Annotated in this window: 12 protein-coding genes; 7 read left to right on the top strand and 5 right to left on the bottom strand. The window is 32.0% G+C overall.

Annotated elements, in window-relative coordinates; translation table 11 throughout:
• Nucleotides 1-95: 95 nt before the first annotated feature.
• Nucleotides 96-1,049 (bottom strand): PhoH family protein, encoded by a 954-nt coding sequence (locus V1468_RS11660; RefSeq protein ID WP_331810410.1) that lies wholly within the window; start codon nt 1,047-1,049, stop codon nt 96-98.
• A 121-nt stretch (nt 1,050-1,170) separates the two neighbouring features.
• Between V1468_RS11660 and V1468_RS11655 the strand changes: the two genes are divergently transcribed.
• From V1468_RS11655 to dnaN, 7 genes are all read left to right on the top strand, one after another.
• Nucleotides 1,171-2,040, top strand: coding sequence for an SAM hydrolase/SAM-dependent halogenase family protein (locus V1468_RS11655; RefSeq protein WP_331810409.1), 870 nt, complete (start codon nt 1,171-1,173; stop codon nt 2,038-2,040).
• An 81-nt stretch (nt 2,041-2,121) separates the two neighbouring features.
• Nucleotides 2,122-2,418: a putative quinol monooxygenase gene (locus V1468_RS11650; protein WP_331810408.1), complete on the top strand. Its 297-nt coding sequence runs from the start codon at nt 2,122-2,124 to the stop codon at nt 2,416-2,418.
• An 8-nt stretch (nt 2,419-2,426) separates the two neighbouring features.
• Nucleotides 2,427-2,732 (top strand): hypothetical protein, encoded by a 306-nt coding sequence (locus V1468_RS11645; protein WP_331810407.1) that lies wholly within the window; start codon nt 2,427-2,429, stop codon nt 2,730-2,732.
• A 2-nt stretch (nt 2,733-2,734) separates the two neighbouring features.
• Nucleotides 2,735-3,457: a gliding motility-associated ABC transporter permease subunit GldF gene (gene gldF / locus V1468_RS11640; RefSeq protein ID WP_331810406.1), complete on the top strand. Its 723-nt coding sequence runs from the start codon at nt 2,735-2,737 to the stop codon at nt 3,455-3,457.
• A gap of 26 nt (nt 3,458-3,483) precedes the next feature.
• Nucleotides 3,484-3,954: a hypothetical protein gene (locus V1468_RS11635; protein ID WP_331810405.1), complete on the top strand. Its 471-nt coding sequence runs from the start codon at nt 3,484-3,486 to the stop codon at nt 3,952-3,954.
• Nucleotides 3,941-5,605: a gliding motility-associated ABC transporter substrate-binding protein GldG gene (gldG, locus tag V1468_RS11630; protein ID WP_331810404.1), complete on the top strand. Its 1,665-nt coding sequence runs from the start codon at nt 3,941-3,943 to the stop codon at nt 5,603-5,605. The genes V1468_RS11635 and gldG overlap by 14 nt, the downstream gene beginning before the upstream one ends.
• An 89-nt stretch (nt 5,606-5,694) precedes the next feature.
• A complete protein-coding gene (gene dnaN / locus V1468_RS11625) occupies nt 5,695-6,813 on the top strand; it encodes a DNA polymerase III subunit beta (RefSeq protein WP_331810403.1) in 1,119 nt (372 codons plus the stop codon).
• Between the two features lie 132 nt (nt 6,814-6,945).
• On the opposite strand, the gene V1468_RS11620 is transcribed toward dnaN, so the two are convergent.
• From V1468_RS11620 to V1468_RS11605, 4 genes are all read right to left on the bottom strand, one after another.
• Nucleotides 6,946-7,488: a hypothetical protein gene (locus tag V1468_RS11620; RefSeq protein WP_331810402.1), complete on the bottom strand. Its 543-nt coding sequence runs from the start codon at nt 7,486-7,488 to the stop codon at nt 6,946-6,948.
• Between the two features lie 78 nt (nt 7,489-7,566).
• A complete protein-coding gene (locus V1468_RS11615; RefSeq protein WP_331810401.1) occupies nt 7,567-10,104 on the bottom strand; it encodes a T9SS type A sorting domain-containing protein in 2,538 nt (845 codons plus the stop codon).
• A 104-nt stretch (nt 10,105-10,208) separates the two neighbouring features.
• Entirely contained in the window at nt 10,209-10,961 is a 753-nt protein-coding gene (locus V1468_RS11610; protein WP_331810400.1) for a LytR/AlgR family response regulator transcription factor, read from the bottom strand.
• A gap of 3 nt (nt 10,962-10,964) precedes the next feature.
• Nucleotides 10,965-13,790 (bottom strand): sensor histidine kinase, encoded by a 2,826-nt coding sequence (locus V1468_RS11605; RefSeq protein WP_331810399.1) that lies wholly within the window; start codon nt 13,788-13,790, stop codon nt 10,965-10,967.
• Nucleotides 13,791-13,968 lie beyond the last annotated feature (178 nt).

Here is a 13,968-nt window from a genome sequence, read left to right as displayed (position 1 = left end):
TTGAAGCGGTATCCTTTTTATTTGATGGCTGAGCGTAGTCGAAGTCAGCAAATAAAAAGATATAGCGGAAAGCTGGAAATAGCTCCTAATAAAAATTAATCTCTGTTTTCTATACTTTTATAGGCTGCAATGACTTTCTTAACTAATTTATGACGAATGACGTCTTTGTCATCTAAATAAACCATGCCTATACCATCAATGTTTTTAAGAACTAGCAAGGCTTCCTTTAAACCTGAAATGGTACGACGTGGTAAATCTACCTGCCCAGGATCTCCTGTCAATAAAAACTTGGCATTTTTACCCATACGCGTTAAAAACATTTTCATTTGTGCATGCGTTGTATTTTGGCCTTCGTCTAAGATTACAAATGCATTATCTAATGTACGACCACGCATAAAAGCTAATGGTGCTATTTGTATCACGCCTTTTTCTATGTAGCTTTCTAACTTTTCATGCGGAATCATATCACGTAAAGCGTCATACAAAGGTTGCATATATGGATCTAATTTCTCTTTTAAATCACCAGGTAAAAACCCAAGATTTTCTCCTGCTTCAACAGCAGGTCTGGTTAGTATAATACGTTTTACTTCTTTATTCTTTAGTGCTTGTACAGCTAATGCCACACCTGTGTAAGTCTTACCTGTACCAGCAGGACCAATAGCAAAAACCATATCATTCTTACGAATGCTTTCTACTAGTTTTCTTTGATTAACGGTTTGGGCCTTTATAAGCTTGCCACCTACACCATGTACTATGACTTCACCACTTGAAGCAGAGGTTGAATAATCTTCGCTACTGTTGCTTGTCAAGATTCGCTCAATTACATTTTCATCAAGCTTGTTGTACTTACCAAAATGCTTCATAAGCATCATCATTCGCGTATCAAATTCCTCAAGTAAATCTTCATCACCATAGGCTTTAATTTTATTACCACGTGCAACGATTTTTAGTTTAGGGAAGTATTTTTTTAATAGTTCAATGTTGGCATTTTGGGCACCGAAGAATTCCTTTGGAGTAATTTCTTCTAATTCTAGAATAAGTTCGTTCAAAAGGCTAATTAATTTAGTGTGTTAATCTGTTTTCTTTTCTTAGTTTTGTGTAACGTTTGTGTACAAACAAATCTAACAATTTTACAACCTCAATTCTAAAAAAAATATCAACAATTAATCCATGGCAATTATTACTTTAACCACTGATTTTGGAGAAAAAGATCACTTTGCTGGTGCGATTAAAGGAGCTATATTAAGTGAATTATCGGAAGTTAGAATTGTAGATGTTTCGCATTCTGTGTCTCCTTTCAATATTTCTGAAGCGGCATATATTATTTTAAATGCGTACAGTAGTTTCCCTAAAGGAACCATTCACATTATAGGAATTGATTCTGAGTTAAGCCCTGAAAATAAGCACATTGCAGTCAAGTTAGATGACCATTACTTTATATGTGCAAACAATGGCATAATGAGTATGATTTGCTCTGAGATTGCGCCAGAGAAAATTGTTGAAATTAATATCCATGATAAAATTGAAACCAATTTTCCTGTTCTGGATGTTTTTGTAAAAGTAGCTTGCCATATTGCAAGAGGAGGCACTCTTGAGGTTATAGGAAAAGTTATTAACACTATTAAGCCTATAAAAAATTTAAATCCTTTTGTTAATGATGACAAAAATCAAATAATAGGGAGTGTTATATACATCGATAATTATGGTAATGTTGTTACTAACATTAAAAGGAAGTTTTTTGAGGAAGTGCAAAAAACACGACAATACGAAATCTCAGCTCGAAATCATAAGTTTAGAAAAATTTACAACAGATACAGTGACATTGTAAATTTTGATATTGAAGAATCAAAGCGAAATGATGAAGGAAAGGGCTTAGTGGTCTTTAATTCATCTGGTTATCTGGAGATTGCAGTTTACAAAAGTAACTGTAGTACTGTAGGTAGTGCTTCTACGCTTATGGGTTTAAAAACAATGGATACAGTAACAGTAAACTTCCTGCCCAGCCTCAGTCCTTCACTAAGGGAAGGAAGCCTAAGATGACGCAAAAACCAAAAAAAATATTTTCACAACAGTAAGAAAGTCCTTTACTTTGAAAAGGATTTAGGAAAGGCTTTTAAAATTATGTTAGTAAGAATTGTAAAAATGAGTTTTGAACCGACTAAGATTGAAGAATTCTTGGCTAATTTTGAAGCGAATAAATCTAAAATTAGAGCATTTGGAGGTTGTAGTTTTTTAGAATTATATAGAGATCAAAACAATACCAATATCTTTTTTACGTATAGTTATTGGAACTCTGAAAATGATTTAAATAATTACAGACATTCTGAATTATTTAAAAGTGTTTGGGCTAAAACCAAACCTTTATTTAATGCAAAACCTGAAGCTTGGAGTGTGGATAAATTAGTTTCTCTTAATTAATTTTAAATTTGAGTTTATTAGTAAAAATAGTTTTATCCTTAGTGGTTACATTCATTGCTTTTGGTTTCGTAATATTTTTAGCTGGCGGTGGACATGGTACTTATTTACCGATGAAATATTTATTCCCTTATAGCATGATTATAGCTATACTTAATAAAAATATAAATTGGCTGGCTATATCAATAGGTCTTCTTCAATTTCCCATATACTCATTAATTATTGACAATAAATTGAAATGGAAAATTTTAGTTCTAGTTTTACATATTTTTGCAATAATTATCGTTTTAAACATGAATGATCAAATATTCAATTAAAAATGCTAGCAATCTTAAAAAAAGAAATAAACACCTTCTTTGCCTCACCAATTGGCTATTTGGTTATTGGTGTGTTTTTATTATTAAACGGTTTGTTTTTATGGGTGTTTAAAGGTGATTTCAATATTTTTAATAATGGTATCGCAAGCTTATCCTCGTTCTTTTTATTAGCACCTTGGATTCTTATCTTTTTAGTTCCTGCTGTAACGATGCGTAGTTTTAGTGATGAAAAAAAGCAAGGTACTTTAGAGTTATTAGTTACCAAGCCTATTTCTCATTTTCAGATTGTGTTGGGCAAATATTTTGGTGCTTTTGTCCTTATTATCTTAGCATTAATACCAACTCTACTCTATGTTTATTCAGTTTACCAATTAGGTAGCCCAGAAGGTAATTTAGATATGGGAAGCACTATTGGATCTTACTTTGGTCTACTGTTCCTTGTCGCTGCTTATACAGCCATTGGAGTGTTTGCGTCTACCCTTTCAGATAATCAAATTGTTGCATTTATTATTGCTGTATTTATCTGTTTCTTTATGTACTTTGGATTTGAAGGGCTTTCAAACTATAATGTATTTGGTGATTTAGTATATATGGAAAATCTTGGAATGTCTGCGCATTACAACAGTATGAGTCGTGGTGTTATTGACACAAGAGATTTGGTATATTTTATAAGTATAGCTTTAGCGTTTTTATTATTTACAAAACTTAGAATTCAGAAACAATGATTATAACACCCTTTTTAGTCATATTTATGATAGTAGTCTTTGCACTACTCTTTTTGTTTTTGAATACTGTAGACAAACGCAAATGGTTAACAGGATTAATCAGCTTGGTTTTAACACCTTTTGTGTATTTCTATATGTTTTATCCTTTTGTAAATATTGTTAGCAATTACCATCATCAAAAGTATTTTGATAGTGAAGCATGGATTGAAAAACCAGCCTTACGCTACGAAATGATTGACAACACTATAGAATCTGACACACTTATTGGTGCTTCTAAAACCAAAATTACTTCCCTTTTAGGAAAATACGAATGGTTGTCTTGGGATGACAGTATAAAAGATCATGACAACAATAAATGGAATTACGGATTAGGCATTGAACCTGGTGCTTTTAATAGTGAAAGAGAATGTGTAGAAATCATTTTTAAGAATGATAAGGTCACTGAGTTAAGACATTATCAAGAAGAAATAACCTACGAGAGCAATGAAAAAGAATAAAACTTTAATTTACATACTCGTTGTGTTAGTTGGGCTCGTTTTAGTAAATGCTATATCGAGCAAACTTTATGGTCGATACGATTTAACCAAAGACAAGCGCTACACATTATCTGATGCCACAAATACTATTATAGATAATATAGATTCTCCATTAATAATTGATGTTTTTTTAGAAGGTGAATTTCCTTCAGAATTTAGATTACTTCAAACCGAGACAAAACAAATCATTGAAGAATTTCAACTCAAAACCAATAATATAAAAGTTAACTATATCAATCCTATTGAGGATGAATCTACCAGAGAACAAATTATTGATGAACTTACACGCTCTGGATTAGAACCTTATATTAACACAGATAATAGCACAGGTAAAGTTACTCAAGAAATAATTTTCCCTTGGGCATTTGCAAGCTATGGAGATCAAACAGTTAAAATTCCATTATTAAAAAAGAGTATTACTCAAGAGTTATCCGAGCAGATAAACAACTCTGTACAAGGGCTTGAATATGCGTTTGCTGATGCTTTTAATAAACTCGTAAATTCAAAATCCAAGACTATTGCTGTACTAAAAGGTAATGGTGAACTCGCTGATTTAAACCTTGCGGATTTTCTTCAAACAACACAATCTTACTATAAAATTGCACCTTTTACATTAGATAGTGTTGCTACAAACCCACAAGGAACTTTAGATAAGCTTAAACAATACGATTTAATTGTTGTTGCTAAACCAACACAAGCCTTTTCAGAAGAAGAAAAACTGGTGCTCGATCAGTATACCATGAGAGGCGGAAAGAGTTTATGGCTTACTGAGTCTGTAATAATGGATGAAGATAGTTTGCGAAATGCCACAAACTCTAGTGTCTCCATTATGAGAGACCTTAATCTTAATGACTTTTTCTTTAAATATGGTGTAAGGGTAAATCCTAGTTTGGTAAAAGACCTCTTCTCTGCTCCAATTATGTTGGCTATAGGTGAAGGAAGCCAAGCACAATTACAACCCATTCAATGGCAATATGCACCATTGGCCTCGTCAAATCAAAAGCATCCTATTACCAAAAATTTAGAATTAGTACGCTACGATTTTGCAAGTCCTATGGACACGCTTAAAAATGATGTCAATAAAACAATATTGCTTCAAAGTTCCCCTAAATCTAGATTAGAAGGCGTACCAACTGGTATATCTCTAAATGACGTTACAAAATCTCCTGATGAGAGTTTATATAATTCTGGTCCACAAAACTTAGCTGTTTTATTAGAGGGTGAATTTACTTCTGTTTATGATCAACGTGTATTGCCTTTTAAAGTGAAAAATTTTAAGTCTAAAAGTTCACCTACAAAAATGGTGGTTATTTCTGATGGTGATGTTATAAAAAATGACGTTAGACAAAGAAGACCTTTAGAACTAGGTGTAGATTACAGAGGTTTTCTATATGGTAATAAAGAATTCTTACTTAATACCGTCAATTACCTTTTAGACGATACCGGACTTATAAACATTAGAGCCAAAGAAATTAGCGTTGCTTACCTTGATGAAGATAAAACAAAGGAAGAAAGCAGTACTTGGCAACTCCTAAACATTGCATTACCATTGGCACTACTTGCTGTTTTTGGTTTGGCTTTTAACTTCTTTAGAAAGAAGAAATACACCTAGAATTTGTTAATAAGTTTGTTTTACAAATCTATACGATTAAGATATATTTGTAGGATACGTTATAATTGATAAAATTTTAAATTATTAGCATGAAATTTATAGTTTCAAGTACATATTTACTCAAACAACTTCAGGTATTAGGAGGTGTTATTAATAACAGTAACACGTTACCTATTTTAGATAATTTCTTATTTGAATTAAGCCAATCGAAACTTACGATTTCGGCTAGTGATTTAGAAACAACAATGTCTTCTACAATCGATGTAGAGAGTGATTCTGAAGGTAGCATTGCTTTACCTGCGCGTTTATTATTAGACACGTTAAAAACGTTTCCTGAGCAACCATTGACGTTTGTTGTAGAAGAAAACAATACTGTAGAAATCAGTTCTAATCATGGTAAATATGCTTTAGCTTATGCTGATGGTGCTGAATTCCCAAATGCTGTTTCTGTAGAAGATGCAAGCAAAACAACCATAATGGGAGATATATTAGCTACAGCAATTAGCAAAACTATTTTTGCTGCAGGTAATGACGATTTAAGACCTGTAATGAGTGGTGTCTTTTTTCAGTTCTCTCAAGACAATTTAACCTTTGTAGCTACAGATGCTCATAAATTGGTGAAATATACTAGAGATGACGTCAGTGCAACAGAGTCTGCTGAATTTATAATGCCTAAAAAACCTTTAAATCTTTTAAAAGGAATTTTAGCAGGAAATGATGAAGATGTTTTAGTAGAGTATAACGAATCTAACGCTAAGTTTACTTTTGATAATTCGGTGTTAATTTGTCGATTAATAGATGGTAAATATCCAAACTACGAAGCTGTGATTCCTAAAGAGAATCCTAACAAACTAGTTATTGCAAGAACACAATTCTTAAATTCTGTTCGTCGTGTTAGTATTTTCTCTAACAAAACAACACATCAAATTCGTTTAAAAATTGCTGGTGCTGAGTTAAATATCTCTGCCGAAGATGTTGATTATAGCAACAAAGCAGAAGAACGATTAACATGCGACTACCAAGGCGACGATATGCAAATTGGTTTTAACTCTCGCTTCTTAACAGAAATGATTAATAACTTAAGCTCTGATGATGTTCAGTTAGAAATGAGCTTACCAAACAGAGCTGGTATTTTAACTCCGGTTGATGGGTTAGATGAAGGTGAGCATGTAACTATGCTAGTAATGCCTGTAATGCTAAATAACTAAGCTTATAATAATATTGCTATTTCTCAAATATTTACTTATTTAAAAGCTCACTGTAATAGTGAGCTTTTTTTTATTCAAAAAAAAGGTTCATCATAAACGGATGAACCTTAAAATTCTTGTTTTTAGAACGACTTATTCATCTCCCGGAGTTATATATAAAAAGCTTCCTACATATAGACCCGAAATTTCTGTACCATCATTTCTTGTGAAGGAAAACGACAAATTAATAGAATCTACTGTATAATCTATAACAGTAATACTGCCAGAAGCAACTTCTAAATCAAAGTTACTTCCACTTTTATAAAATTGACTGAAACCGTTTTCAAATTCAGAATTAATAACATCTCCATTAACAATAAATTCTACACTTGAAATCTCATCTAGACCGTAAGTTTCTCCTGGAGTAAGATCAAAATGATTAATCCTTGCTAAAAAATAATCTACATTATTAAGTGTCGTACCTTCAAATGAAGCTGATATTTCTGCCTCAGTACTGTTTGTTAAACTTAAAAAAACAGAATTAAATGACGGCTCTACGACTGCTGCTTTCATCTCAAAAGAAGATTCACCTACTTTAATGAATTTACTTTCTGAAGTATTGGAATCATCATCTGATGAACAAGAAGTTAATAAAATTATAAGCAGTGCAAATGTGATTGTTTTTAAATATTTCATAGTTTTTGTTTTGAATAGTTTCTTTTTAAAAAAAGCGCCCACAAAGTGAGCGCTAAATCAAGTTGAAGTAGCATCAACCTAGTCCTTAAGGAACTTCTGATTAATAGAATTGTTAGAGGTGTTGATTTGAATCATGTATACTCCTGAAGGTAATACAGATACATCAATACCATTTGTAGTTTCAATAGCTTGCTTTACAAGCTGACCGTTAATATTGTAAATAGATACACTTTCAATTTGCTCTGTAGACTTAATAAATAACCTATCACTTACAGGATTTGGGTATAGCTTTACTGAATTTGTAGTTAAAGAAATAGCATCAATTCCTAATGTAGAATTGTACTCGTAAGATCCTAAATCTATCGTAGTGTTAAAAAATCTTGTATTACCTGATAAATCTAAATCGCCAAATAAAGCCACATCGAAGTAAGTATTATCTCCTTGATCTATGATATAAGAAGAACTTGCTGTTGGTTTATAGTCACTATCTAAATTTAAGTTATCATTTACAGGATCTAAAGTCGTAACATTGGTTGCAGAAAATGTACCGTAAGTTCCAGCATTATTGGGTACAGCTGCGATGGTATTTGCTATAACAACATCATAATTAGTTTCAGCTCCGTTGGAAATATCTCTGGTTGCTGCTGCTCCATTAACTGTATTCTCCCAAAAGATAGAATTATAAACATTTAAATTAACACTTCCGTTTCCTGATGCCACAATTGAATTACCATGAGTACTATTATAGTCGTTATTAACAAACGTACTATTATTAATTACAACATCTAAAGTGTTTCCGTTATTCCAATCTGATCTGTAAATATCTAAGGCCGCAACATTAATATCGTTATCAGCCACTAAAACGTTAGCCCAACGTGTAAAAATATAGCCGTTTGTACTATCAGACTGCACATAAACCAATCCCCTATTAACAATGGTGTTATTAATAAACTTGGTGTTTTCAATAAGTAAGCCTCCGTTTAATGTTCTCATTTTAAGTAAATAACCATTAGAATAATTACTTCTGAATACCGAATTTTTAATTTTTAAGTTATTAATACTTGAACTATTAGGAATAAAGATTACGCCGTTTTCTTCAACACCTCCAGATGTAGATGTATCGTAAATGTTTTCAAACACAATACCATCAAAAGTGACATCATGAGCTCTAACTTCAAATAAACGCTCTGCATTATCTGTTTTGTTAGAAGTGAAATCACCTTCAATATCATCACCATTAATATCTCCAGTAAAAATTGTTGCATTAGTAGTATGTATTAAAGCTAAATCTCTGTCTGCTAAAGTTGTCTCTGTTCCAGAAAAACCTCCAATAATATCAACTTCATTTGTATTAACAGTTAATGGCGTGTTTTTATCAACTAAAGTATAGGTTCCTTTTGCAACCCAAATAACATCGTTTAAACTAGTATTAGGTAAAGCATCTCCTAAATTTGTATAAGCATCAGCCCATGAGCTACCATCATTTGCTCCTGTTGCATTAGCATCTACGAAGTATACAGAAGGAATACAATTTACACTATAACTTGCTTGACTATCTTTTGTCCAGCCTACTACATACTGACCACTGTTTGCTGGTGGCGAAAACCCGTTATCAACCTCAATACAGTATAAACTTGGGTTACTATAAGCTTTCATGTAATTGAAATTACTATTATTTCCGTTTGAAATTAACAAAGTTTCTAACTGACTATTATTGTAGCAGAAAATTTCGTTAATACTTGTATTTAAACGAATATCTAAACTTGTTAAGTTATTAGCAGCAACATGCAAACGTGTTAGGGATAAGTTGTTGCTAACATCTATAGTTGTTAAGCTGTTATTAGGCACGTCTAAACGTGTTAAATTAGTAAAAGCCTCAATACCTGTTAAGTCTGCAATACCAATACCATTCATAATTAACTCGGTTGTAGCTTGTGCCTCAGCCACTGTAATTTCAGAATCGTTATTTAAATTGATACTGCTATCGTTTACTAAAAAACTTTTAAAATTTGTATCAGGAATGTTTACAATTTGATTTAAGGCGGCACAATCGTCGCTATAAAATGCAGAATTACCTTTGGTCCACCCTTGACTATAAAGACCAGCTTCTGCAGGTGGTGTAATACCAGCATCTATTTGAATGCACGATAAACTATTACCATATGCTTTCATCCAATTAATGTTGACGTTGTTACCATTTGCAATATTTAACTGATTTAACACACCATTGTTATGACATTGAATATCTGTAATTAATGAATTTGCACTAATATCTAATGTTTCAATTTGATTAGCAGCACAGTGTAAACGCGTTAATGCAAGGTTATTACTTACATCTAAAGACGTTAAATTATTGCTGTAACAATCTAAACGTGTAATATTTACAAAGGCTTCAATACCTGTTAAATCTGAAATTGACAACCCATTAATTAATAATTCACCAGTGAAAGCCTGAGCTTCTGCGACAGAAATTTCATTATCGCTATTGGTATTAATTGATGCATTTCCTACGAGATACGCCTTAAAATTAGCATCTGGTATATTTACATTTTGAGCAAAAATTGCAGACACACCCAAACATAAATAGGTTGTAAATAAGAGTAATGTTTTTTTCATTGTAGTTGAGATTTATTTTTATTTTCAACTACAAAACAACTACTACATATTAGGTTTTCAATTTGCTTTTTTCTGAATAGCTCTAATTTCTTTCTAAATGAAAATTACATAAAAGTTTCCTTAATCACTTCTAAAAACTGATCGCGTTTCGATTTTGAAATTGGAATGCGTTTTTGATTGTTCATTAATAAATAATCGCCATCATCCTTAACTAATTCATCAACATATTTTAAGTTGATTAAATACGAACGATGACATTTAAAAAACATCGCGTTACGTTCTAATTGCTCAACAAAATGCTTTAATGGCTTGCAAATGGTTTTTTGTTTACCATCCATAAGTTGTACGTTGGTATACATACCATCGGCTTCAAAATATACGATATCATTATGCGATGCGAACATGATGCCTTTTGGGATTTCTAAAGCAATTTTATCCATTGAGAGTTGCTTTAACGAGTCTCGTAACTTGTTAAGCTGGTCGTTTAAATTGTTGGTTTTTATCGCTTCTTCAGCTTTTGTTACAGCTTCTTTTAACTCGGTTGTATCAACTGGTTTTAATAGGTAATCTACAGCAGATAATTTGAAAGCTTCAATCGCATATTGGTTGTACGCCGTTACGAAAATGATTTTAAAATCAATCTGATTTGGAAAGTATTCTAAAATGTCTAATCCTGACTGATTTGGCATTTCAATATCTAAAAAAACAACATCTGGTTTACTGGTTTTAATCAAATCTACACCAGATGCCAAATCTTGCGCTTCTTCAATGCTTGTGATGCTTGCGCAATGTTCGGTAAGCAAGTTTGATAGTAAATGTCTGGCGCGTTTTTCGTCGTCTATAATTATCGCTTTCATATCTTAATGTATTGGCATGGTGATGACCACTTTTGTACCTGCAGCTACGTTGTTTTCGTCATACAAATCGATGGTAGTTATGGTTATATCACGTTTTAATTTGTTTTTATATAGATGCACACGTTCCTCGTTAGCTTTAGTAGCAAACGGTTTGTGCTGTTGGTTTGGTCGTTTTAATTTTTCGGATTGTGCGCGACCAATTCCGTTATCTTCAACCGTAATTTCTAATTTATTTTGCTGAATAATTTTCGCTTCAATATGTAGTTTTCGGTCGTTTAATTTGTGTAGTAATCCGTGTTTTAAAGCATTTTCAACGTACGGTTGAATGAATAATGACGGTACTTTTATCTGTTTTGTTTTCAATTGATTATCAACCGAAATAGTATATTCCAATTCATCTTCAAAACGCACTTTTTCTAATTCTAAATACAGTTTTAAAGCGTTTAGTTCTTCTTCTAAAGTAATTTCGTTTTGCTGACTGTAATCTAAATACATGCGGATTAATCGGCTAAACTTCACTAAATACGAGCTTGCCAATTCCTTTTCGTTAGAAATGATATAATCTTGAATAGAATTTAAAGCATTAAAAATGAAATGCGGATTCATTTGCGAACGCAGATTTTCTAACCTTAAATTCGTTATTTTTTTATCGATTAAAATTTTATCAACTTCAGCAATGCGTTGTGCTTCTTTTTGTTGTAATCGCCATCTAAAATATAGCCAGATCAATCCAAAAACAGTTAATAAAACCAATGCGTAAAACCAATAGGTTTCCCAAAATGGTTTAGCAATAACAAAGGTTATTGGTACTGCAAAAACAGGATTTTTAGCACTAATATTTTGCGCTTTTAACTCGAAAGTATATGTGCCGCTTGATAAACTATTAAAGTTAACAAAGTGCGTATTTAAAGGTATGTTTTGCCAACTAGAATCTATTTCTTGTACACGATATTGGTAATTGACATGCTGGTTAGATTGAAATCCGTTAGAATTGAATTTTAAACCTATTTTATTTAAATGATGAGGCAATTTATAACTTCTTGTTACCAAAGTATCTCGATCGTTAATCGATACCGCTTCTACCCTTACCTTTGCCGTTTTAAAACTCTTAAACAAACCGTTTTGTTTTGGCAAAGTGTAAAAACCATTAGGTAAAACGACGACCAACTGATTTTGTAACACCAAAAGGCTATTTACTGCAGTATTCAAGCCATCTTGAGCGCTTAACGATTTAAGCTCATTAGTTTTGGTGTGATATTGAAATAAGCCCGAATCGGTTCCTATCCACAGTAACCAACCATCGGACAAAATGGTGTTGATTTGAAGATTTTCAGGAAGTTTAATTCCAGAAGGTTGTAATGTGTTTTGCTCGTATTTTAGTAAACCGTTATGCTGCGTTGCTAACCAAATGGTTCCGTTAGTATTTGCGATGGCATTTACTAATAAACTGGCTGAATTGTATTGAATTTCTTCAGAAGAAAAGGTATTACAATTGTATTTGTAAAGTCCGTCGATATAAGACACAAACAACGCGTTACCCGAAACAACAGAAGCCTTTACACGACTTTCCTTCAGGATTTGTTTTTCAGAATTATTAAACGCTTTTTTATACACAATAGCTTGACGGTAATTACCATAAAACAAGGTGCTGTCATTAATTTTTGAAAATGTTTTTGCAACAGAAAATCGGTTTTTAACATCGGTAATTTTATCGGTTTTTAAATCGATTACAAAAGATTCTGAAGCATTTATACTAACAATTAATTGCTCTTTTTCAGCATCAAAATATAATTTACCAATTATCTTTTTACCTGGTAATTGTAGCGTTTTTAAAAGTTGATTTTGGTTATAGAAGAGTAATTTTCCGTCATTGGTTCCTAATACAAAATGATTATTTTGTAACGCTAAAGAAGCTGTAATTTTAGATTCAATAGTTGATAATTCTACACGACGAATATTTAAATTAGGTGATACAAACACTCCATTATCTAGCGTAATAAACCAATAATTGTTGTTAAAATCTATTTGAACATCGGTAACAGATTCGGTACTAAAAAGTTGTTCTTTAAACATAAACAACTCATTTTCAAATTCATAAACAAAAATTCCAGAACTAGTTAAAAACCAATATTCGTTATCAAAATTTAAAATATTGTAGATGGTTTCGTTTTGTAATCGAAACGGTATTGCTACTTTTTTTGATGTATTTTCTGCTTTGTCAATGACATAAAGCACATTTCCTTTTGCATTATTGTGAATCAAAAATACATCGTTTTTAAAAGCAAATAGTTTTGGCGATTGTATACGATTGGCACTTGTTATTTCAAGTATTTTGGTGCTTTTTTTCTTACCGAATTTATATAATCGGTGACGCTTTAATTCGCCTTCAAAATTAATAATAAACGTGTAATTACTATCGTGGTCTCTAACATTGGTAATACACATACCTTTGAAGACTTCGGTAACTTGTTTGGTGGTTTTATTTATGTCGAAAATCCCAATTACGGTAAATAACCTAATGCTGTTTTCTAAAATTTCAAATTGTGCTAATTGCCCATTTACTAATTGGCTTGCGTCGTAGAATAGCTGTAAACGATTATTTTCAACATAAAATAACTGTCCATAAATATTGTTGCACCAAAGGCGATCTTTTGTATCAAATTTTAACTGAAAAAGTGAGTTAGATTTTTGCTCAGGATGTGTAAACTGCTTATAAGTTTTTCCGTCGTAGCGATATAATCCTTTGTTTGCAGCTAACCAAATGTAGTTTTGGTTATCTTCTGCAATATCATAAAATTCTACATCTGGAAGGTTAGAAACTGTAGACATATGCACAAAAACAGGGTTTTGCGCTTGCAACAAAAGTCCAAAACAGAAAAAGATTATATATTTAAAATACCAATACATGCTTACCAAGAAACAAACTTAAGATTAAAGCACATAATCTCTAATGTATTTTTCTGTAAGTGCTATTTTTTTTTCTAAATAAACAAAAACGCCCACATTT

It is taken from the genome of Winogradskyella poriferorum (genome assembly GCF_036553625.1).
GTDB lineage: Bacteria > Bacteroidota > Bacteroidia > Flavobacteriales > Flavobacteriaceae > Winogradskyella > Winogradskyella poriferorum.
Note: the sequence above shows the minus strand (reverse complement) of the source record. Positions and strands in the feature narration are given on the sequence as shown.